Raw genomic sequence first — 20399 nt, forward strand, 5'->3', positions numbered from 1 at the left:
GCATGCCGGCACCGCTGCTCGACCTGCGGGACGCCACGGCGGGCTATGCCGGGCGGGCGGTGCTGCACGGGCTCGACCTGACCCTGCGCGCGGGCGAACACGTCGCCGTGCTCGGGCGGTCAGGCGCGGGCAAGTCGACCCTGCTGAGCCTGCTGCATGAGCGCCTGAGCGACCGCGCGGCGCTGATCCCGCAGGCGGCCGCGCTGGTCGGGACGCTCAGCGTGTTCCACAACGTCTACATGGGCCGGCTTGACCGTCATTCCGCCTGGCGCAACCTGCGGATGCTGGCTTTCCCCGTGCGCGCGGAAGTGGATGCGGTGCGCGGCGTCCTCGGCGGCGTGGGGATGGAGGAGTATGTGTTCCGCCGCGCCGGCGCGCTCTCGGGCGGGCAGCAGCAGCGCGTTTCGGTGGCGCGCGCACTCTACAACGGCCGGCCGGTGGTGATCGGTGACGAGCCTGTCTCGTCGCTCGACCGGCTCCAGGGTGCCGAGGTGCTGCGCCGCCTCGCCGCGCGGCACGAGACGATGGTGCTGGCGATGCACGACATCGGCCTCGCCCTCGCCCATGCGCACCGCATCCTGGTGCTCGATGACGGGCGCATCGTGCTCGACGCGCCGGCCGAGAGCCTGACGGTCGGCGACCTGCTGCCGTTCTATGGCTGAGCCGGCACGCCTCGGCTACGCCAGCGCGACACGCTGGTTCCTGCTGGCGGCGGTCGTCTCGCTGGTGGCAGCCGACATGGCGGTGGCAGCGCTCGATCCCTGGGCGGAGATGCGCCGGCTGCTCGCCGGCATCCTGTGGCCCGACTGGGCCGCCGTGGCGGGGCGCAGCGTGGTGCTGACGGTCGCGTTCGCGGTGCTGGGCGTCTCTCTCGGAGCCAGCGCGGGCCTGCTCTTGTCGCTCGTGTTCCACCGGTTCGGCGCGGTCCGCGCGCTGGCCGCGGCGCTGCGCTCGGTGCATGAGCTGTTCTGGGCGCTGCTGCTGATGCAGGTGGTGGGGATCTCGCCGGCCACCGGCATCCTCGCCATCGCCATCCCCTATGCCGGCATCTTCGCCAAGGTGTTCTCCGAGATCATCGAGGAGGCAGACCTCAGCGCCGACCGGGTGTTGCCCGCCGGCACGGGCGTCGTCTCGCGCTTCGCCTATGCGCGCATCCCGGTGCTGGCCGGGCCGTTCGGCACCTACCTGTTGTATCGCCTCGAATGCGGCATGCGCTCCACCCTGGTGCTCGGCTTCATCGGCCTGCCGACCATGGGGTTCGAGCTCGAGAGCTATTTCCGCCAGGGACGCTACGCGGAAGCCGCCGCCTTCGTCGCGGTGTTCTACGCGCTGATCGGCTCACGCCGGCTGTGGGTGCGGCCGGCGACGCTGCCCTTCCTCATCCTCGGCAGCATCCTGGCGCTCGGCTGGCTGACCGAGCCGCTGCTGGGCGACAGCCTGTGGCAGAACCTCGCGCGCTTCCTCGGCAACGACATCGTGCCGCGGCCGCTGCGCGGGGCCGATCTCGCCGCACCTTCCACCTGGAGCGCCCTGCTGGCCTGGCTGCTGCCGATCCTGCGTGACCAGGCGCTGCCGGGGCTGGTCAACACGCTGGTGCTCTCCCAGGTCGCGCTGGTGGCGAGCGGCATGCTCGCACTGGTGCTGTTCCCGCTGGTGTGCCGCCGCTTCGCCGGCGCCGCCGGCCGGCCGCTCGGGCGCGTGCTGCTCGTGGTGATGCGCTCGACCCCGGAATACATGCTGGCCTACGTCCTGCTGCAGACGCTTGGCCCCTCGATGCTGCCGGCCGCGATTGCGCTCGCGCTGCACAATGGCGGCATCATCGGCTACCTGCTCGGCCGCCACGCCGATGCATTGACCTACCGGGCGGATGCGCCGCACGGGCTGAACCTGTACCTGTACGAAACCGTGCCGCGGCTCTACGGCCAGTTCCTGGCCTATGCGCTCTACCGATGGGAGATCATCGTGCGGGAAAGCGCCATCTTCGGCATCCTTGGCGTGCTGACACTCGGCTATCACATCGATGCCGCGATCGCCGAGCTCCGGCTCGACACCGCCGTGGTGCTGATCGTCGTCACCGGCCTGCTCTCGCTCGGCATCGATGCGCTGTCGCGGACCTTGCGCCGCGGGCTCAGGATCGAGGATCGGCCGGTGCGCCTTTCGGTCGCGACGGTCGCCGTGAAAGGAGCGCGCGCATGCGCATGAATGCTGGCCCGGTGGTGAAGGACGTGGTGCTGGTCGGCGCCGGCCATGCGCATGTCGCGGTGTTGCGGAACTTCGGCATGACGCCGCTGCCCGGCGTGCGCCTCACCCTGATCACGCGCGAGGTCGACACGCCCTATTCCGGCATGCTGCCCGGCCACATCGCCGGCCACTACGCCGCGGACGAGATCCATATCGACACCGGCCCGCTGGCGCGCTTCGCCGGCGCGCGGCTCTACCAGGACGAGGTGGTCGGCCTCGATGTCGCGGGCCGTCGCGTGATCTGCCGTGACCGGCCGCCCGTGCCCTACGATATCGTCTCGCTCGACATCGGCTCGCGCCCCAACACCGCCGACATTCCCGGCGCGGCCGAGCATGCACTGCCGGTCAAGCCGATCGATGGCTTCCTGCCGCGCTTCGCTGCGCTGCGCGCGCGCGTGCTGGCGGGAACCTCACGCCATGTGCTGCTTGTCGGCGCCGGTGCGGGCGGGGTGGAACTGCTGCTCGCCACCGAGCACCGGCTGCGGCGCGAGGTGGCAGACCCGGCCGCGCTCCGCTTCACGCTCGTCGCCGGCAGCGGTGGCGTTCTGCCAGGCTTCCCGGCAGCCTTGCGCGCCCGGTTCCGCGCCGTGCTCGCCGCGCGCGGCATCGCGGTGGAGGCGGGAGCGCGCGTTGCTGCGGTGGAGGCTGGCGCGATCACCCTGTCCGACGGCCGCCGGATCGCGGCAGACGAGATCCTGTGGACGACGCAGGCGGCACCCGCGGCCTGGCTTGCCGAGACAGGGCTCGCCCTCGACGAACGTGGCTTCCTCCGCGTCGATGCGATGCTGCGCGCGACAGGGCGGGAGGATGTATTCGCCGCCGGCGACACCATCGCCTTCGATCCCGCGCCGATCCCGCGCTCCGGCGTCTATGCGGTGCGTGCCGGCCCTGTTCTCGCCGACAACATCCGCGCCACGCTGACCGGCGGGGCACTCCGCCCCTACAGGCCGCAGCGCGACGCGCTCTACCTCATCTCGACCGGTGACCCGCACGCGGTCGGCACCCGCAACGGCCTCGTCCTCGGCGGCAGGTGGGTCTGGCGGTGGAAGGACTGGATCGATCGCCGCTTCATGCGTCGCTTCCGCGACCTTCCGGCGATGCCGGGGGCTGCTTCCGGGCCCGCCGCCGGGCCTGCCTCGCCGCTCGCCGACAAGGCAGCACTGCGTGACATCTCGGCGATCGCGATGCGCTGCGGCGGCTGCGGCGCCAAGGTGGGCGCGACCGTGCTGTCGCGTGCGCTGGGCGCCATCGCGCCCTTCCCGCGCCCGGAGGTGCTGGTCGGCCTCGCCGCGCCGGACGATGCGGCGGTGGTCGATACCGGCGGGCCGCGGCTGTCGGTGCAGACGGTCGACTACTTCCGCGCCATCGTCGACGACCCGTGGCGCTTCGGCATGATCGCGGCGAACCACGCGCTTGGCGACATCTACGCCATGGGCGGCGAGCCGCAGACAGCGCTCGCAATCGCCACCGTTCCCTATGGGCTGGAAGCCAAGGTCGAGGCCGATCTGTCGGCCATGATGGACGGCGCCAACGCGGTGCTGCGCGAGGCCGGCTGCGCGCTGGTCGGCGGCCATACCAGCGAGGGCGCTGAACTCTCGCTTGGCTTCGCCGTCAACGGGCTGGTCGCGCGCGACGCCTTCCTGCGCAAGGGCGGGCTCAGGCCCGGCGATGCGCTGGTGCTGACCAAGCCGATCGGTACCGGAACGTTGCTTGCCGCCGACATGCGCGGACTGGCGCGCGCCCGCTGGGTGCAGGCGGCGATCAGGCACATGTGCGTCTCGAACCGCCGCGCCGCCGAGGTGCTCGCACACCACGACGTCAGTGCCGCGACCGACGTGACCGGCTTCGGCCTGCTCGGCCATCTCGTCGAGATGACGCGCGCGAGCGAGGTGGATGCGCGCCTCATCCTCGACCGCATCCCAGTGCTGGACGGCGCGCGGGAAAGCGTCGGGCGCGGGGTGTTCTCCTCGTTGCAGCCGCAGAACGTACGGCTGCGCCGCGCCGTGCGCGACCTCGACCGCGCGCAGGCGCTCTCCGACTACCCGCTGCTGTTCGACCCGCAGACCGCCGGCGGGCTGCTCGCGAGCGTGCCCGCCGCGCGCGCCGAGGCCTGCATCGCCGCACTGCACGAAGCGGGATACGCGGCCGCTTCGGTGATCGGCCATGTGCTGGCGCGCTCCGACGCGCTGGAGCCGATCGTGCTGGTGCCGAGCGAGCCCGCTGCCAGGCCGGCCGCGCGCGAGGCCGTGCCCGCATGACCTCACCGCTGCTCGACGCGAAGGATTTCGGCGCACCATCCGTATTCCAGCCGGCGGCGCTGCTGCGCGAGGCACGGCGGCAGAAGACCCTGCCCGAGATTGCCGTGCCGCCCGCCTGCCTGCTCGACCCGGACGGCGACATCGTAGCGCACCTGCTACGCACGGGGCGGGCGCGGCCGCATCCGGGCTGGGCCTGCTACCATACCGACCTGTTCACCTTCGATCTCCCCGGCGTCGCGCACCCGGTCGGCGTGATCGGGCGCGCGGTCGGCGCTCCCTTCGCGGTGCTGCTGGCCGAGCAGCTCTTTGCCAGCGGCTGCGCCACGCTGCTCAGCATCACGTCGTCAGGCCGTATCGCCAAGGATCTGCCCGCCGCACCGCATTTCCTGCTGATCGATCGTGCGCTGCGCGACGAGGGCACCAGCCACCACTACCTGCCGCCCAGCGCCTTCGCCGCCATGCCGGAACCCGCGCTGATCGAGGCGGCCGCCGTGCGCTTGGCCGCAGAGGCGCCGGGGATCACCGTGCTCCGCGGCGCGACATGGACGACCGACGCGCCGTTCCGCGAGACGGCAGCGGCGATCGCCACCGCGCGCGCCGCAGGCTGCCTAGCGGTCGAGATGGAAGCCGCTGCCCTCTACGCGTTCGCCACCGCCACGCGCCGCCGTGTCCTGTGCGTCGCTCACGTAACGAATGCCATGGGTCAGGACGAAGGAGATTTCGAGAAGGGCGAGGCGGACGGTGCGGCCGATGCGCTGCAATTGTTGTCGGTGTTGATCCGCACGGTCTTGCCATTGGCTGAGAACGGTACCTTGCCTGCCAACAGGGAGTGACTTCCGATGCGGACCAACCCCTTCACCGACACGTTCCAGTTCCTGATCGGCCAACAGCCCGACCAGCTGACCCTCGGCCTCTTCGGCTGGGTCTTCCTCGCGCTGTTCTGGGCTCTGCTGATCGGCAGCGTCGTGATCGCCGTGCGCAACTGGCAGGCCGATCCGGCGCAGCGCAGCGCGGCGCATCTCTGGACCTGGGTGGCGCGCACCATGATGGGAGCGATGTGGTTCCAGGGCGCGCTGTGGAAGCTGCCCTTTCCGCAATCGCCCGGCTTCTTCCACTGGACCAGTCAGATCGCCGAGCACGCAGCCTTCGGCTGGCACCGCGCTCTGGCAAGCGAGGTGATGCTGCCGCTGCTGCCGCTGTTCCAGGCGGTCGCTTTCTTCGGCGAGATGTTCTTCGCGATCAGCCTGATGCTCGGCCTCGCCGTCCGGCTGTCGAGCCTGCTGGCGATCGGCTTCGTGGTGCAACTCTGGCTCGGCCTCTACCGCGTCAGTTTCGAGTGGCCGTGGCTGTTCTGGTTCATGATCTTCACGCTCGGCTGGTTCATCGTGCACCGGGCGGGGCGCAGCCTTGGGCTCGATGCAGTGCTGCTGCGCGAGCGGCGCCTCTCGCCGCCGCTCGCACGCTGGCACGCGCTGGTCTCGTAGGGCCCGGTCAGCCGCGCCGCAGCGCGGCGGCCAGGCGCAGGAAGGTGGTGGCGATGCTCCAGCTCGCCGCCGCCACCGCGCGCGGATTGCCCGACACCTTCGAGACGCCACCGAACCGCCGCCGCTGCCCCACCGCGACCTCCTCGGAAGCAATGCCCGCCGCGGCGACGCGCATCAGCATCTCGAGGTTCCAGCCATAGGTCTCCTCGCGCATGCCGAGGCGCGCGAGCGCGTCACGGCGGATCGCGCGGAAGGGCGACATATCGGAGAAGCGCGCGCCATAGAACAGCCTCAGCAGCACCTGCGCGATGCGCCCGGCGGCCACCTGCTGGGGGGAGAGCGCGCCCGGTTCGCGTTCGCCCTTCACACGCGTGCCGTGCACGAAGTCGGCGCGGCCGGCCAGGATCGGCGTCAGCACATCGGGGATGCGTTCCGGCGGGTCACTGCCATCGCCATCGAGGAACAGCACGATCGCGGCATCCGGCGGCAGCGCGGCGATCCCCGATTGCACCGCGCGGCCGTAGCCGCGCCGCGTCTCCTCCACCACGGTCGCACCCGCCATGCGCGCCCGCGCCACGGTGGCATCGCGCGACCCGCCGTCCACCACGATCACGGTCGCGACCCCTTGCGCGCGCACCCCTGCCACCACCTGCCCGATCGCCGCTTCCTCATCCAGGCAGGGGATGATCGCGGCGACCGCGCCCATTTCAGGGCCCGTCAGAGGCTCCACCGCATCCCGCATCCCGCGCAGCTGCCGGGTGGTGTGTCGGAGAGGAGTGCGGTGCGGAAATCCTGGTAGGCCGCGCCGTTCCAGATCTCGCTGAGCGTCTGCTGCGTGGCGTCGCCCAGCGTGTAGTTCTCGTAGCCGCGCTGCGAGAACGGCGCGATGCAGCAGGGCAGCGCGCGGCCATTGGCGGTGAAGTACATCACCGACCACGGGCGCCGGCACAGCGACCATGGATTGGCGTCGGCCTCGCGCTTCAGGCTCATGCCCGGCTCGCTCGCGGCACCGGAGGCGCTGAAGTGCATGCCGAGCGCGGCCGCGACGTGAGCGGCCTCGTCGAGATGCACCGCCTCCTCGCGCGACATGCGCTCGAACAACGCCTGGTCGGGGCGGGCATGGCCGATCGCGTCGTCCTCGAAGAACACCAGCCGCTGCAGGTAGACCTCCTTCACCCCGGCCTCGTGCGCGACACGCACGAAGGCGGGCAGCTGCTCGATCGTCTCGCGCAGGCCCGTCAGCCACATCGAGACGCGCGGCTTCTCCAGCCCCTCGCGCGCCTGCATCTCGGTGAAGGCGCGCACGTTGCGCAGGATGCGCGCGAAGAAATCCTTGCCGCGGACCTCCCGGTACGTCGCGGCGTCGGCGGCATCGAGCGAGACACGAAGCTCGTCGAGCCCGGCCTCGGCGAGGTCGCGGCCCTTGCGCGGGGTCAGCAGCGTTCCGTTGGTGTTGAACAGCACATAGGCGCCGCGGTCCTTCAGGTAGCGCACCTGGCGCGGCAGGTCCTTCACCAGCATCGGCTCGCCGACGCCGTGCAGCACCACGCGGGCGATGTTCGGCACCTGGTCGACGATGCCGGTGAACATCTCCCAGCTCATGTCCGCCGGCGGCTCGAGCTCCTCATAGGTGCGCGGGCAGGTGGTGCAGAGGAGGTTGCAGCGGTTCGTCGTCTCGAGGTAGAGGCAGACGGGCGGGGCCTTTGCGACCGGCCCGTCGGGGCTGACCGCCTCGTGGTAGCGGCGCGGGTCGATGCGTGGCGGTTCGGCCACGGACGTGTTCGTCTGACCGGTGCTCATGGCGTGGCTCCTGAGGTGGCAAGCGTGTGGGCCGCACGGCGCCGGCGCAGCGCGAGCGGTAGTGTCGCAAGGATGGCGAGGTGCAGCGCCGTGTCGCGCAGCATGAAGTCCACCTCGAAGCCCTCGTCGATCACGTCGTAGAGCACGAAGGCACCGATCGTCGCCGCCCAGCCGGGAGCGAAGCCGGTCAGCGCCACGAAGGGCAGCAGGATCAACCAGTACCAGGGATAGTCCGGCGAGAGCAGGAAGACGAAGGCGAAGACCGCCCAGCAGAGGCGCGTCAGCACGGCCTCGGGCGTGCGGTCGGTGTGCAGCGCGACACGCAGCGCCAGCGCACCGACGATGCCGACCGCGAGCGCGAGATAGATCGGCGTCGCAAGGCGCAGAGGACCGAGCTGTGCCTTCAGCAGGGAGACCATCCAGAAGCCCTCGGCGGTGGCGATGCGTTCCTCGCCCAGATATCCCGGCAGGAAACCGAGCACGCCGGAGCCCACCGAGAGATACGGAAGGTACAGTGCCACCGCGACGGCGATGGCGAGAGCCGGCGCGCGCCAGTCCCAGGCGCGCCAGGTGACGGCCAGCGCGATCGCCGCCGGCGGCTTGACCAGCGCCGCAACCGCCAGCACCGCCGCCGCCAGCAGCCGCCGTCCCGCGACCAGCGCGATCCAGATCCCGCTCATCATCATCGCGATCATTGCCGCATCGAGATGGCCGCTGCCGGCGATCTCCCACACCGCCAGCGGATGCCACGCATAGGCCAGCACGCGCACGGCCGGCTGCCTGATACGCCGCAGAAGATCGAACAGCACCGCGACGATCACCACCTCGCACAGCACGAAGGCAAGACGCATCGCGAGCAGCGTGTCGCTGATCCGCGCGACCAGCTGGAACAGCATCTGCGCCGCTGGCGGATAGATGGTCGGCGCATAATCGGCGCGGTTGATGTTCGGGAAGATCGCCGCGTCGCGCAGCGCCTCCAGCGCGGGGTCGGTCGGAATGTAGCGATACGGGTTGATGCCGGCCGCCTGCACGCGGCCATCCCAGACATAGCGATAGGCGTCGGTCGACAGATGCGGATCGACCGGCAGCACGACGAGCCGCAACGCCACCGCGACGACGGCGATCACCGCCAGCGCCGGCCCCGGCGGGCAGCGCAGCGCGAGGCGCAGCGCCAGCAACACCATGAGCCCCTGTGCGACCGCAAGTGCCGAGAAGGCGATGTCGCCGATGCCGAGATGCAACGATTGGCCGACCCACGTCGTCGCGACCAGGACCAGCCCGATCGCGGCAAGCAGGGCGAGGGAGCGGGACGGCGTCACGCCGCCCGGCCGCCGCTGCCGGCGGCAAGCAACGCGCGCGTGTGCCGCGGCTCCGCGCCGACGATGCCGGGCGCGGCGAAGGCAGGCTGCGTCCCGGCGAGTTCCGCTTCCAGGACGCCGAGGGTCTCGGCGTCGTCCACGTCGTACCAGGTCGGCAGCAGGACGACCGGCAGGCTGATCTCGGCCGCCCGCTCCCGGCTCTCTGCCAGAACCGTCGGCGTGCTCCAGGCGATGTCCTCGAACAGGCGGGCATGCGACCGCTTCAGCCCGATGAGGTAATAGCCGCCATCGCTCGCCGGGCCGAACACCGCACGGTCGCCCGGCGCGCGCAACGCCGCGACCGCCTGCTCGACCAGGCCGGCCGGTAGGGTCGGACTATCGGCGTTCACTACCAGGGCGCAATCATGACCCTCCGCCAGGAAGGCGGTAGTGCTTGCGTGCAGCACCTCGCCGATCGTCGCGGCCTGCTGGAAGTGCAGGCGCCAGAGTGGCGGCAGCAGGGGCCGCAGCGCATCCTCCGACCCGGCGGGGCTGTAGATCGCGATCCGGCTGCCGCCGATCGCGGGCGCGAGTGCGTCGAGCGTGGCGGCGATGTCGCGGATGAAGCAGGCCGAGAGCGCCGCCACCCTGTCCGCGCCGAGCACAGGACGCAGGCGCGACTTCCCACCGCCGACACCCGGCGTCTTGCAGACGATCGCAACTGCTGCGCCCTTACCCATCCGGGAGCCCCTCTCCGCCAACTCCCCGTTCGCCGGGGGGGCGCCAAAGGTTACACTCCACCGATCGGCGGTGCAGGTCGTTTTGGTGACACGGCGGCCGTGTCGGGCAGGCCCCGGCAAGGAAGGGGGCGCGCAATTTTTGGCAACACAGCATCACGAACCAGCGCCCTCACCTGCCACGGGCATGCGACGGCTCTTCCTGCTCCGCCACGGGGAGGCAGCACCCGCTGCGCAGGACGGCCCCAGCGCAGACCCATGGGTAGCGCCGCTGACGCCGCGCGGGCGCGCGCAGGTCGCCGACCTTGCCGAGGCCCTGGCGGCGCTCAGCCTCGACCTCATCGTCACCTCGACGGTGCCGCGCGCATTGGAGACGGCCGCGATCCTGGCCCATCGCACCGCCCTGACACCCATCGCGGATGATGGCCTCGACGAACTCCGCCCCGGCCGGGTGGTGGCAGGACCGCCGGAGGCGGTGCGGATGGCCGTGCGTCAGGCCTATCGCGATGCCGGGCAGCCGGGCGCCCGCTTCCTCGACGGCGAGGCCTTCGCAGCCTTCGGCCTACGGGTCGACCAGGCGCTGGCCCGCATCCTCTCGCGGCCGGGCTGGAGCCGGGCAGCCGTGGTCACGCACGAGCCTGCGCTGCGCTATGTGCTCGCGCGCTGCCACGGCCTCGGCCTCGCTGGCCTCGATGCCTTCGAGGCAGCGAATGCCTCGGTCACTGTCCTCGATTGCTCGCCCGGAGTGATCGCCTGGGACGCAGCCGCACTTCGGCTGGCGAATGGCACGGGAGACGAAGCCACGCGACTGAAGTGACGGCACTGGCCAGGGACGTATCGCCAGCAGGGCTTGGTATCTGCGTTGGCATGCGTTCGACCTGCGCAGTTTTGTGCTCGCCATTCAAAAGCATGGCGCAGATGTGCGATTCCGGCCCTGACACCATTTCCCCTGGCGCGATGCCCGCCAACCCATCGCGCCGGTGCGATTTCGCTCCGCCCAACCGCACCATTCTGCCTCTGGAATAACGCACTTTACCTGCGTGGTGCGTCCGATCAGCGCGCGACTGATCGAAGGTCAGACTGGCGGACGGGCCACGCTGCAAAGGCAACGGGCCACCGCTGCAAAAGCATAGGCCGTCGGCGGCGCACGCCCGAGCCTCTCCGCCCATGTGCCGCAGCCGCCGGTTCAAATGATGCCAGGCCCCAGCGACCTCACGCGCTTCATCCACACCGAGGCGCTGGATCAAGCGCCGCTGCGGCAGGCGATCAGCGGCACGAACCTTGTCCACCCGGGGGCGCGGCATCCAGAGTCGCATCAGGTTGAACCGGCGCGCTGGCGCTCTGCGTTCGTTCCGCGATCATTCCGGAAGTCAATCGCGGCTGGGCGAAATTCCATCCCACGACAATCAGACCACGCCTCACCGACCTTCGAGCCATCGCCACGCCGCCAGCGAATGCGTACGGAGGACGTGCAGCACCTCGTCGACCCGCACGCCTTCGTCGATGCCGGCCATGCCTTCCGGAGAGGGCCCGTACACGAAGGCCGGAACGCCGCGCCGCCGCCAGAATCGGCAATCGGTGCCGCCCAGCGAAATCACTGCCGCGGGGCGTGCGCCCATCAGCTCCTCCGCCGTGTCCTGCAGGATGCCGAGCATGGGGTGGTTCGGGTCCGACAATGTCGGGTCGACCGGCATGCGCGGCGGGAGCTCGATGCTGACTTCAGGGAAACGGCTGGTGATCCGCCTGACCGTCTCCAGCATCTCCGCCGAGGTGATCCCCGGCGGCAGGCGGATATCGACGCCGATGTCGCACTCGCCCGGCAGCATGTTGACGAGCACGCCGCCCGACAGCGTACCGATGTTGAGCGTCACGCGCTGCGCCACGTCGGCCGCTCCTCTGCCGAGGCCGCGATCGTAGGCTGCGATCACCTCTGGCTTTGCGAGCATGCTCACGACGTGCTCGGGCATCCGCGCGCGAACGGTCTCGACCTCCGTCAGCGCCTCGATCACCGACGCTGCGATGCGCGTCGCACTCGCCGAGAGATGAGGATAGGCGCCATGGCCGCCCTGCGTGCGCACCTTGAGCTTCAGCCAGAACATGCATTTCTCGCCGAAGCGCACCGTGTGGGGGGATGACGGTTCTGCGTTCAGCACGCAATCACCCAACACCTCGTCACCCAGCTCTGACGTCAGGTAGTCCGCGCCCCATCGACCGCCCGTCTCCTCGTCCGACACCACCGTGAGCGTCAGCTTTCCGGCCGTCTCGCCGATCAGGCGCGAAAGGTAGAGATAGGTGAAGATCGAGGCTGTGGTGCCGGCCTTCATGTCCACGGTGCCGCGGCCCCAGACGCGGCCATCGGCGAGTTCGCCGCCAAGCGGGTCGCGCGTCCAGCGCGAATGGTCACCGATCGGGAAAACGTCGATATGGCCGTTCAGCACCAGGTGCTTCTTCGGAGCGGCGGATGCGACGGCGGCGACGAGGTTCGGGTTGTCCTGCTTCGGCGCAACGGTGCGGAAGCTCAATCCCTCCTTCTCGAGGAAGTTCGCGACATAGGCAGCGCCCGCGCGCGTGTCACCTGGTGGGTTGGAGGTGTCGATCCGCGTAAAGCCCTGCAGGAAGCCGATGACCTTGTCGCGGTCCTGCTCGATCCAGGAAAGAAGCGTGTCGCGCGCGCCCATGGTCAACCCTTTCCGACGTTGAGGTAACGCGCCGCGGCGAGTGTGTGGGTGCGGAGGATGTGGAGAAAGTCATCAACGGGAATGTTCTCGTCAGCCGCGGCCATGCTCGCTGGTGAAGGGCCGTACACGTAGGCAGGCACACCGTGATATCGCCACAGCCGGGTATCGGTGGCGCCGAGCGTGATGACGGGAACCGGTGCCGGGCGGCCGAGCTCCCGCACCGTGTGACGGAGAATGCCCATCATCTCGCCATCGGGGTCGGACCAGTTCGGCACGTCCTCGGGCGGGGAGAGCTCCTCGAGCGTGGCTTCGGGAAACTGCGCGACGATACGGGCCACCTCGGCGCGGACGGCCTCGCGCGTGAGCCCGATAGGCAGGCGGACATCCGCCTCGATCCTGCATTCCGAGGGCAGCACGTTCATCTTGAGCCCGCCGCTCATCCGCCCGATGTTCAGCGTGATCTCGGGGATCACCGCGGCGTGGCCTTCGCCACACCCTTCGTCAACCTGCCGCGCGATCGCCGTGTCACGGAACATCGCGACGACGTTGTCAGGAGCGCGGACCTCGAGCCCCCTCACCTCCTCGAGCGCTGTCGCCACGCGCGCGGCGATCTTGGTCGCGGAGGCGGATGAGTGTGTGTAGGCGCCGTGGCCGCCCTTCGTGCGCACCGTGATCGCGACCCAGTAGGGCGACTTCTCGCCGAAGCGGATGCATTGCGGCGAGGAAGGCTCGCCCGACAGCAGGCAGTCGCCCATCATCAGGTCGCGCTGGTGCTCGAACATCCAGCGCGCGCCCCAGGGGCCGAATGTCTCCTCGTCGGAAACGGCCGTGAACGTCACGCGGCCCGCGAGCCTGTCGCGGTGGCGATGCAGGTGCAGGAAGGCGAGCAGGAGCGAGGCGAGCCCGCCCTTCATGTCGCATGCACCGCGGCCGTAGATCCGCCCCTCGGTGATCTCTCCGCCCCAGGGGTCGCGTGACCATTCATGCGCGGCGACCGGGAAGACATCGATGTGCCCGTTGAGCACGAGGTGCCTGCCAGGCCGACCACCGTCGAAGCGCGCAACGATGTTGGGCAGCTCCGGATGGGGTGAGAACACCATCGGTTCGAGGCCGGCCTTCGTCAGCGCATCGATGAGGAGAGCCGCGGCGGCACGCGTATCGCCAGGCGGGTTCGGGGAGGGCGCACGCAGCAGCGCCTGCAGGAATGCAATTGACCTGTCCTGCTCCGCCTCGAGGCCCGCCAGGAGGTCGTGGGAAAGTGCATCCATCGCCGTCACTCCCCACCCAGATAGGCTGCCGCCGAGAGCGTGTGCACCCTCACGACGTTGAGGAACTCCTCGAGCGCTACGGACTCGTCGTAGGTGCCGACGAGGTCGAATGCGCAGCCGTAGATGTAGGCGGGCACGCCGGCGTTGCGCCAGAACCGCGCATCGGTCGCCGCCAGTGTAATGACCGGCGCAGGCGTGATGCCGGCGATGCGCGTCGCGCGGTCCTGGATGATGTGCAGCATTTCGCCCTCCGGGTCGCACCAGTTCGCCCCCTCCTCCTCGGGAATCGATTGTTCCTCGACCGTGACGGAGGGGAAGTCCTGCATGATCTCGCGCACCATTGCCCAGATTCGCGCCTTGGGAACGCCGACGGGAAGCCGGATATCGGCCTCGACGCGGCATTCGGAGGGGATCATGTTTGTCTTGAGTCCTCCCTCGACCATGCCGATGTTCAGCGTCACGGCCGCGACCGTATCGGCTGCGCCAACGCCCAGGCCGGTCTCGAGTGCCTGTCGCACGGAGGGTTCGGCCAGGTTGCGGGCGACCTTCCCCGGCATTTCAGGCTTCACCGCCGTGACCGCCTCGAGACGGTCGATCAGCGCGGCGGCAATCTTGGTAGCACTCTCGGAGAGGTGCACATAGGCGCCGTGCGCGCCCCGCGCACGGGCGGTGAACACGAGCCAAAGCGGTGCCTTCTCGCCATATCGGACCGTGTAGGCCGAGGATGGTTCGCCGTTGAGGCAGCAGTCGCCCATCACGAGGTCTGGGTGGTTGGCGAAGAGAAACCCCGTTCCCCAGCGCCCGCCCGTCTCCTCATCCGACACGGCCGTAAGGGTGAGCCGCCCGCGAAGCCTGTCGCGATGCTTCGCCAGGAGCGAGTAGGCGATGAACGACGCCGAGGTTCCGCACTTCATGTCGGCGGTGCCGCGGCCGTAGAGCCGTCCGTCCTCGATCGTGCCGGACCAGGGTGAGCCATGCCGCCATCGCGCCGGATCGCCGGCGGGGAACACGTCGATATGGCCGTTCAGCACGAGGTGCCGGCCGGGCCTCTCGAAACGGTGGTCTGCAACGATGTTGGGCCATTCCGGTACCGGTGCGATCACCTGGTAGGGAAGTCCCCGCGCCTCGAGGAAGGCACGGAGGAAGGCCGCCGCCTCGCGCGTCTCCCCGGGCGGGTTGGGCGTGGCGATGCGCGTGAAACCCTGGAAGAACGCGATCAACTCGTCTCGCGCCGCGTCGATGTCGGCGAGCAGCGTTGCCTCGAGCGATGTCACCGGTTTGTTTCCTCCGTCAGGTAGTCGAGCGCGGAAAGCGCATGGACCCGGACGACCTTCAGCCACTCGGCGAGGTCGGTGTTCTCATCCGGCATCGCGACGTTCGTCGCGGTCGTGCCGTAGGTGAAGGCCGGCACGCCACGCTCGCGCCACAGGCGCGAATCGGTGCCGGCGAGGCTCGGGATCGGCCGCACCGCCCAGCCCGCCACCGCCGCGGCGTTGCGCTGAATGTGGCCGACCATCGGGTGGGCAGGATCGGACCAGCGCGGCGTCTGCTTCGAGATCACGCGCAGCGTCGTACCTTCGTGGCGGCCGACGATCTCGTTCGCGCGCGCAACGATGGCATCAGGGTCGATCCCCCAGGGCACTCGGATATCCGCTTCGATGGCGCAATGGCCGGGGAGCATGTTCACGATCACCCCGCCCTGCCAGGTGCCGATGTTGAGCGTGACCGCGCCCATGGTCCGTGCTGCGCCGGGAAGGTGCACGCGGTCGATCTCCGCAGCCCCGGCCGCGATCGCCTCCGCGACGGCGCGGGGAAGAGGCACCTCGGTGTCCTCGAGCGCAGCAAGCTCCTCGATGATCGCAGCCGCTATCTTGGTCGCGCTCGGGCTCTTGTGCGTGTAGGCACCGTGGCAGCCCATCGTCTGGACTTCGATGCGGAGCCAGAGCGGGGATTTTTCCGCGAACCGCACCGTCGTCGGCGCGCCGGGCTCGGTGTTCAGCAGGCAGTCGCCGAGCACCTCGGCCGCGTGGTGCTCGACGAGGTAGCGCGCGCCGTTCGGCCCGAAGGTTTCCTCGTCCGAGACCGCCGTCAGGGTCAGGCGCCCGGCGAGCCTGTCGCGCATCGCATGCAGCCAGCAGAACAGCGCGACCAGCGAGGCCGTTCCCTGCTTCATGTCGCTCGCCCCCGTGCCATACAGCCGGCCACCGACGACGGCGCCGCCGAGCGGGTCCTCGGTCCAGCGATCGGCGGCAACGGTGGGGAATGTGTCGATGTGGCCATTCAGCACCAGATGCGGGCCTGGTCGCGCGCCCTCGAAGCTCGCCAGGATGTTCGGCATGGCCGGATCCGGCCCGACCACGCGGAAAGGCGCGCCATGCCGGTCGAGCCAGGCCGTCAGCACCCCAGCGGCGTCGCGCGTGTCGCCCGGCGGGTTTGGTGAGGCGGCGCGCACAACGTCGCCCAGCAGGCCGATCAGGGCAGTCTCGTCGCTGGTGATCCGGGCCAACAGCTCATCGCGCGGCGTCATCATCGTGCGGCCTCCGCGTGGAGCCAGGAATGCGCCGCGAGGGTGAGCGTCTTCACGACACCGATCCACTCGGCGATGTCGGTGTGTTCGTCGGGCATCGCAACGTTGGTCGCGGTCGTTCCATACGTGAAGGCGGGAACGCCCTTGCCGCGCCACTTCCGTGCATCGGTGGCGGCGAGGGAGGCGATCGCACGCGGGCGGAAGCCGCAGGTCTCCTCGCAGGACGCCGCAAGCGCCGTGACCATGGGGTGGTTCGGGCTTGACCACGTCGGCTCGCTCAGCCCGGTGATCTCGATCGAGGCTTCGGGGAAGCGGCCGACGATCCGCTCCACTTCGGCAAGCACCGTGGCACTCCGCTCACCGGGCGGGATGCGGATGTCGAACGCGAGGTCGCACGCGCCCGGCAGCATGTTCACCTTCGTTCCGCCGCGCACCACGCCGAGATTGAGCGAGAAGCGGCGCATCACCGCGGCAGCACCGGGGAGGTGGATCCTGTCCATCTCCCGCGCGCCGGTCTCGAGCGCGTGCTCGACCTCCGGTTCCATCGCGACAGGCAGGTCGGTGATGGCCTCGAGTTCGCGCACCAGGCGCGCTGCGATGCGGGTGGCGCTTGGGCTCTTGTGGGTGTAGGCGCCGTGACAGCCAGGCGTGCGGATGGAGATGCCAAGCCGGAGGATGCCCTTCTCGCCGAAGCGGATCGTCGTCGGCGCACCTGGCTCGGCGTTCAGCAGGCAATCGCCGAGCACCTCCGGGTGGTTGTCGACGAGATATTGCGCGCCCCAGGTTCCGCCCGTCTCCTCATCGGACACCGCCGTCAGCGTCACAGTTCCAGGAAGCGTGTCGGCAAGCCGCGCGAGCCATGTGTGGGCGAACAGCAGCGCCGCCGTGCCGTTCTTCATGTCGGAGACGCCGCGGCCATAGACCCGCCCCTCCGTCACCTCCCCGCCCCATGGTGCGTGCGTCCAGCGATGCGCATCGTCGCAGGGAAACACATCGATGTGGCCGTTGAGCACGAGATGCTTGCCGGGACGGCCACCGTCGAGGCGCGCGACGATGTTCGGCGCCTCCGGCAGGGGCGCGATCAGCCGGTAGGGAAGCCCTGCTTCGCCGAGCCATTCGGTGAGCACGCCGGTTGCCTCGCGCGTGTCGCCGGGCGGGTTCGGGCTTGCCGCGCGCGTGAAGCGTGAGAGAAACGCGACGAGGCTCGGCGTTTCCGCCTCGATCCAGTGAAGCAGCCTTGCCCGCTCACCAGCGACCGTCATGGGGCGATCTCCTTGTGGCGGATGCAGGCAACGCTGTGCGCGGGCCCGGCCGGCTCGAGTACGGGATCGATCGTCTCGCACTCGGCGACCGCTGCGCTGCATCGCGGAGCGAACCGGCAGCCGCCCGCGACCGGCGCACCACCCGACATGAGCTTCGCCGGCAGCGGCGTGGGCGCCACGGTAGGATCAGGAACCGGCACCGCGGCAATCAGCGCGCGCGTATAGGGATGCACCGGCCGTTGCAGCACGTCGCGGACGGGGCCGTGCTCGACGAACCGGCCGCGATACATCACCGCGAGTTCGTCGCACACCGAGGCCACGATCGAGAGGTCGTGGGTGATGAACACCATCGCCATCTCGCTCTCGTGAACCAAGCGGTTGAGCAGCCTCAGGATTCCCGCCCGCACCGATACGTCGAGCATCGAGACCGGCTCGTCCGCCACAAGCAGGCGTGGGCGGAGAACGATGGCGCGCGCAATTGCCACGCGCTGGCGCTGGCCACCCGAGAGTTCGTGCGGATAACGGTCCATGAAGGCCTCGCCGGGGCGAAGCTCCGCCTCATCGAGCGCCGCTACTGCGCGCGCATGCCGTTCCGCTGGCGAACCGAGGCGGTGAATCAGCAGTGGCTCGCCGACCGTGTCGCCCACGGTAAAGCGCGGATTGATGGAGCCGAACGGGTCCTGGAACACCATCTGCACGCTGCGGCGGAAGTCAGCATCAGGCTTGCGGCCGAGTGGCCGCCCGCCGACCGCGATCTCCCCGCCTGTCGGCAGTTCAAGCCCGACGAGCAGGTTCGCGATCGTCGACTTTCCGCTGCCGCTCTCGCCCGCAATGCCGAGGACGCGCCCCGGCGCGATCGTGAACGACACGCCATCGACGGCGTGGACCGTGGTTCCGCCACCGAACAGCCGGCGTGAGGCGACGAAGGTCTTGCGCGCATCGGTGACTGAGACCGCCATGCTCATGCGGCAGCGTCCCACAGGGCAGGATCGCGTGCCCGGTCGCGGAGAGCTTCCGCATCGGCCGCGAAATGGCACGCGACGGCCCTGCCATCCGGGCCGGCAACGAGCGACGGGACGGTGTTGTGGCACAGCGGCTGGGCGAACGGGCAGCGCGGCGCGAAGGGGCAGCCCTGCGGTGGCGCCGAGAGCCGCGGCGGATGCCCGGCGATGGAGACGATCGACCGTTCCGGATGACGGATGTCGGGAAACGCGCGCTGCAGGCCCATCGTATAGGGATGGTTGGGAAGCGAAAACACCCTGTCCGTCGCGCCGCTTTCCATCACCTTGCCGGCGTAGAGCACCGCGACATGGCTGCAGAGCTCGGCCACGACGCCGATGTCATGGCTGATGAACAGGAGCGCGAGGCCATCCTCGGTTCGCAGGTCACGCAGCAGGTCGATCACCTGGCGCTGCACGATCACGTCGAGCCCGGTTGTCGGCTCGTCGGCGACGAGGAGCGACGGGCCGAAGAGCAGGGCAAGCGCAATCATCGCGCGCTGCCGCATGCCGCCCGAGAGTTCGTGGGGGAACCGGTCGAGGATGGCGGGGTCGAGCTCGACACGCTGGAACAGTGCAGCGGCACGCTCATCGGCCGCGGCACTGCGCATCCCGTGCGCCGCGGCCGTGTCGCGGAACTGCCTGCGCAGCGAATGCACCGGCACCAGGGCGTTCTGCGCGCTCTGCGGGACATAGGCCATGCGCGTCCAGCGGAGCCTGCGCAGCTTCGCCTCCGGCAGCGTGGCGAGATCCTGCCCCTCGAGCCGAACCGCGCCGCTGGAGAGCCGCGCCTCCGGCGGCAGGAGCGAGAGTGCCGCGAGCGCGAGCGTGCTCTTGCCGCAGCCCGATTCTCCGACGAGCCCGAGAGAACCGCCCACCGGAAGGTGCAGCGTCACACCCGAGACGGCCTGCACCGGCCCGCTCCGGGCAGCATAGATGATCGAGACGTCATCCAGCGCGAGCATCAGCGCAACCTCGGATTGGCCAGCCGCTCATATTCGCGGCCGACGAGGAAGACCGCGATCACGAACAGCGACAGCGCAGCACCAGGCGGAACCGTCCACCACCATGCCTGGCGGATCGAGCCCGAGACGTAGGCCAGGTAGAGCATCTGGCCCCAGCTCGTCTGATGCGGGTCGCCGAACCCGAGGAAGCTGATCGAGGCCTCGGCGAGAACGGCCCAGGCGATGTCGAACGAAACGTAGAGGAGCGCCATCGGCAGCACATTGGGGAAAATGTGGACGTAAAGGATGCGCATGTCGGAGGCACCTGCAATCCGCGCGGCCTTCACGAAGCCACGCTCGCGCAGGCTCAGCACCTGGGAGCGGATCACCCTCGCCGTGCTGCGCCACATCAGGAAGCTGATCGCGATGATCGTGTTCCAGAGAGACGGGCCGAGCAGTGCGACGAGCACGACAGCGAACGGAATGAAGGGAACGCCGAAGGCCAGGTCGGTCGCACGCATCAGCACGGTGTCGACGCGCCCGCCGTAGTATCCGGCGATGAGGCCGATATTGGTGCCGATCAGGGCGATCAGGACCGCACACGTGATGCCGACGATCAGCACGATGCGCGTGCCGTGGATCAGCTGCGAGAGCACGTCGAGCCCGTAATAGGTCGTGCCCAGGAGATGCGCGGCCGAAGGTGGCGCGAGGCGGCGAAGCTGGCCGGCGGCATCGAAGTTGTTGACGAGCGGGTCGTAGGGCGAGAGCCAGGGCGCGAGCACCGCGATCAGCACCACCAAGGAGAGGAAGATCGCGCCAAACCCGCCAGACCACGACGCGAAGGGCGACATCGCACTGCGCCACACCGAATCCCTGCGCGCTGGGCGAGCGGCTGCAACGCTGG

General features: G+C 69.7%; 18 protein-coding genes. 6 read left to right on the forward strand and 12 right to left on the reverse strand.

The genetic code is table 11. The features are described 5' to 3' along the window. The first annotated feature begins 2 nt into the window (after window positions 1-2). From Q0C38_RS03795 to Q0C38_RS03815, 5 genes are read left to right on the forward strand one after another with little or no spacing between them, the layout of a single operon-like run. Window positions 3-662: an ATP-binding cassette domain-containing protein gene (locus tag Q0C38_RS03795; RefSeq protein WP_291295726.1), complete on the forward strand. Its 660-nt coding sequence runs from the start codon at window positions 3-5 to the stop codon at window positions 660-662. Further along, on the forward strand, window positions 655-2202 hold the full coding sequence (locus tag Q0C38_RS03800) for an ABC transporter permease (protein ID WP_291295727.1): 1548 nt from the start codon (window positions 655-657) through the stop codon (window positions 2200-2202). The genes Q0C38_RS03795 and Q0C38_RS03800 overlap by 8 nt, the downstream gene beginning before the upstream one ends. Next, a complete protein-coding gene (gene selD / locus Q0C38_RS03805; protein WP_291295728.1) occupies window positions 2193-4499 on the forward strand; it encodes a selenide, water dikinase SelD in 2307 nt (768 codons plus the stop codon). The genes Q0C38_RS03800 and selD overlap by 10 nt, the downstream gene beginning before the upstream one ends. Then, on the forward strand, window positions 4496-5332 hold the full coding sequence (locus Q0C38_RS03810; protein WP_291295729.1) for a nucleoside phosphorylase: 837 nt from the start codon (window positions 4496-4498) through the stop codon (window positions 5330-5332). Before selD ends, Q0C38_RS03810 begins: the two co-directional genes overlap by 4 nt. A 6-nt stretch (window positions 5333-5338) precedes the next feature. Next, window positions 5339-5983 carry a hypothetical protein gene (locus tag Q0C38_RS03815; RefSeq protein ID WP_291295730.1) on the forward strand — a complete coding sequence of 215 codons (645 nt, stop codon included), beginning with the start codon at window positions 5339-5341 and terminating at the stop codon, window positions 5981-5983. Between the two features lie 7 nt (window positions 5984-5990). On the opposite strand, the gene Q0C38_RS03820 is transcribed toward Q0C38_RS03815, so the two are convergent. Genes Q0C38_RS03820 through Q0C38_RS03835 form a run of 4 tightly spaced genes read right to left on the reverse strand, consistent with a single transcriptional unit; the run spans window position 5991 to window position 9821 of the window. Then, on the reverse strand, window positions 5991-6689 hold the full coding sequence (locus tag Q0C38_RS03820; protein ID WP_291295731.1) for a glycosyltransferase family 2 protein: 699 nt from the start codon (window positions 6687-6689) through the stop codon (window positions 5991-5993). 11 nt (window positions 6690-6700) lie between these two features. Continuing rightward, window positions 6701-7783 (reverse strand): radical SAM protein, encoded by a 1083-nt coding sequence (locus Q0C38_RS03825; protein ID WP_291295732.1) that lies wholly within the window; start codon window positions 7781-7783, stop codon window positions 6701-6703. Beyond that, window positions 7780-9102 carry a glycosyltransferase 87 family protein gene (locus Q0C38_RS03830; protein WP_291295733.1) on the reverse strand — a complete coding sequence of 441 codons (1323 nt, stop codon included), beginning with the start codon at window positions 9100-9102 and terminating at the stop codon, window positions 7780-7782. Before Q0C38_RS03830 ends, Q0C38_RS03825 begins: the two co-directional genes overlap by 4 nt. Continuing rightward, window positions 9099-9821, reverse strand: a complete 723-nt coding sequence (locus Q0C38_RS03835; protein WP_291295734.1) for a TIGR04282 family arsenosugar biosynthesis glycosyltransferase — start codon at window positions 9819-9821, stop codon at window positions 9099-9101. The genes Q0C38_RS03830 and Q0C38_RS03835 overlap by 4 nt, the downstream gene beginning before the upstream one ends. 184 nt (window positions 9822-10005) lie before the next feature. Between Q0C38_RS03835 and Q0C38_RS03840 the strand changes: the two genes are divergently transcribed. After that, the gene (locus Q0C38_RS03840) at window positions 10006-10635 is read left to right on the forward strand and encodes a histidine phosphatase family protein (protein ID WP_291295735.1); all 630 of its coding nucleotides are present in this window, start codon (window positions 10006-10008) and stop codon (window positions 10633-10635) included. Between the two features lie 601 nt (window positions 10636-11236). On the opposite strand, the gene Q0C38_RS03845 is transcribed toward Q0C38_RS03840, so the two are convergent. Genes Q0C38_RS03845 through Q0C38_RS03880 form a run of 8 tightly spaced genes read right to left on the reverse strand, consistent with a single transcriptional unit; the run spans window position 11237 to window position 20346 of the window. Continuing rightward, on the reverse strand, window positions 11237-12496 hold the full coding sequence (locus Q0C38_RS03845) for a M20/M25/M40 family metallo-hydrolase (protein ID WP_291295736.1): 1260 nt from the start codon (window positions 12494-12496) through the stop codon (window positions 11237-11239). 2 nt (window positions 12497-12498) lie between these two features. After that, on the reverse strand, window positions 12499-13764 hold the full coding sequence (locus tag Q0C38_RS03850; RefSeq protein WP_291295737.1) for a M20/M25/M40 family metallo-hydrolase: 1266 nt from the start codon (window positions 13762-13764) through the stop codon (window positions 12499-12501). Window positions 13765-13769: 5 nt separating this feature from the next. Continuing rightward, complete coding sequence (locus tag Q0C38_RS03855; RefSeq protein ID WP_291295738.1) at window positions 13770-15038, reverse strand: M20/M25/M40 family metallo-hydrolase; 1269 nt, start codon at window positions 15036-15038, stop codon at window positions 13770-13772. Further along, window positions 15035-16294, reverse strand: coding sequence for a M20/M25/M40 family metallo-hydrolase (locus Q0C38_RS03860; RefSeq protein WP_291295739.1), 1260 nt, complete (start codon window positions 16292-16294; stop codon window positions 15035-15037). Before Q0C38_RS03860 ends, Q0C38_RS03855 begins: the two co-directional genes overlap by 4 nt. After that, window positions 16291-17553 carry a M20/M25/M40 family metallo-hydrolase gene (locus Q0C38_RS03865; RefSeq protein ID WP_291295740.1) on the reverse strand — a complete coding sequence of 421 codons (1263 nt, stop codon included), beginning with the start codon at window positions 17551-17553 and terminating at the stop codon, window positions 16291-16293. The genes Q0C38_RS03860 and Q0C38_RS03865 overlap by 4 nt, the downstream gene beginning before the upstream one ends. Then, a complete protein-coding gene (locus Q0C38_RS03870) occupies window positions 17550-18512 on the reverse strand; it encodes an ABC transporter ATP-binding protein (protein ID WP_291295741.1) in 963 nt (320 codons plus the stop codon). The genes Q0C38_RS03865 and Q0C38_RS03870 overlap by 4 nt, the downstream gene beginning before the upstream one ends. Window positions 18513-18514: 2 nt before the next feature. Beyond that, entirely contained in the window at window positions 18515-19516 is a 1002-nt protein-coding gene (locus Q0C38_RS03875; protein WP_291295742.1) for an ABC transporter ATP-binding protein, read from the reverse strand. Further along, a complete protein-coding gene (locus Q0C38_RS03880; RefSeq protein WP_291295743.1) occupies window positions 19516-20346 on the reverse strand; it encodes an ABC transporter permease in 831 nt (276 codons plus the stop codon). Before Q0C38_RS03880 ends, Q0C38_RS03875 begins: the two co-directional genes overlap by 1 nt. Window positions 20347-20399 lie beyond the last annotated feature (53 nt).

Source organism: Elioraea sp. (assembly GCF_022842375.1).
GTDB lineage: Bacteria > Pseudomonadota > Alphaproteobacteria > Acetobacterales > Acetobacteraceae > Elioraea_A.

Excerpts from the sequence above, each read along its gene's own strand:
- Q0C38_RS03795 (WP_291295726.1), top strand. The coding sequence starts at position 3 with ATGCCGGCACCGCTGCTCGACCTGCGGGACGCCACGGCGGGCTATGCC.
- Q0C38_RS03800 (WP_291295727.1), top strand. The coding sequence starts at position 655 with ATGGCTGAGCCGGCACGCCTCGGCTACGCCAGCGCGACACGCTGGTTC.
- selD (WP_291295728.1), top strand. The coding sequence starts at position 2,193 with ATGCGCATGAATGCTGGCCCGGTGGTGAAGGACGTGGTGCTGGTCGGC.
- Q0C38_RS03810 (WP_291295729.1), top strand. The coding sequence starts at position 4,496 with ATGACCTCACCGCTGCTCGACGCGAAGGATTTCGGCGCACCATCCGTA.
- Q0C38_RS03815 (WP_291295730.1), top strand. The coding sequence starts at position 5,339 with ATGCGGACCAACCCCTTCACCGACACGTTCCAGTTCCTGATCGGCCAA.
- Q0C38_RS03820 (WP_291295731.1), bottom strand. The coding sequence starts at position 6,689 with ATGGGCGCGGTCGCCGCGATCATCCCCTGCCTGGATGAGGAAGCGGCG.
- Q0C38_RS03825 (WP_291295732.1), bottom strand. The coding sequence starts at position 7,783 with ATGAGCACCGGTCAGACGAACACGTCCGTGGCCGAACCGCCACGCATC.
- Q0C38_RS03835 (WP_291295734.1), bottom strand. The coding sequence starts at position 9,821 with ATGGGTAAGGGCGCAGCAGTTGCGATCGTCTGCAAGACGCCGGGTGTC.
- Q0C38_RS03840 (WP_291295735.1), top strand. The coding sequence starts at position 10,006 with ATGCGACGGCTCTTCCTGCTCCGCCACGGGGAGGCAGCACCCGCTGCG.
- Q0C38_RS03845 (WP_291295736.1), bottom strand. The coding sequence starts at position 12,496 with ATGGGCGCGCGCGACACGCTTCTTTCCTGGATCGAGCAGGACCGCGAC.
- Q0C38_RS03850 (WP_291295737.1), bottom strand. The coding sequence starts at position 13,764 with ATGGATGCACTTTCCCACGACCTCCTGGCGGGCCTCGAGGCGGAGCAG.
- Q0C38_RS03860 (WP_291295739.1), bottom strand. The coding sequence starts at position 16,294 with ATGATGACGCCGCGCGATGAGCTGTTGGCCCGGATCACCAGCGACGAG.
- Q0C38_RS03865 (WP_291295740.1), bottom strand. The coding sequence starts at position 17,553 with ATGACGGTCGCTGGTGAGCGGGCAAGGCTGCTTCACTGGATCGAGGCG.
- Q0C38_RS03870 (WP_291295741.1), bottom strand. The coding sequence starts at position 18,512 with ATGGCGGTCTCAGTCACCGATGCGCGCAAGACCTTCGTCGCCTCACGC.
- Q0C38_RS03875 (WP_291295742.1), bottom strand. The coding sequence starts at position 19,516 with ATGCTCGCGCTGGATGACGTCTCGATCATCTATGCTGCCCGGAGCGGG.
- Q0C38_RS03880 (WP_291295743.1), bottom strand. The coding sequence starts at position 20,346 with ATGTCGCCCTTCGCGTCGTGGTCTGGCGGGTTTGGCGCGATCTTCCTC.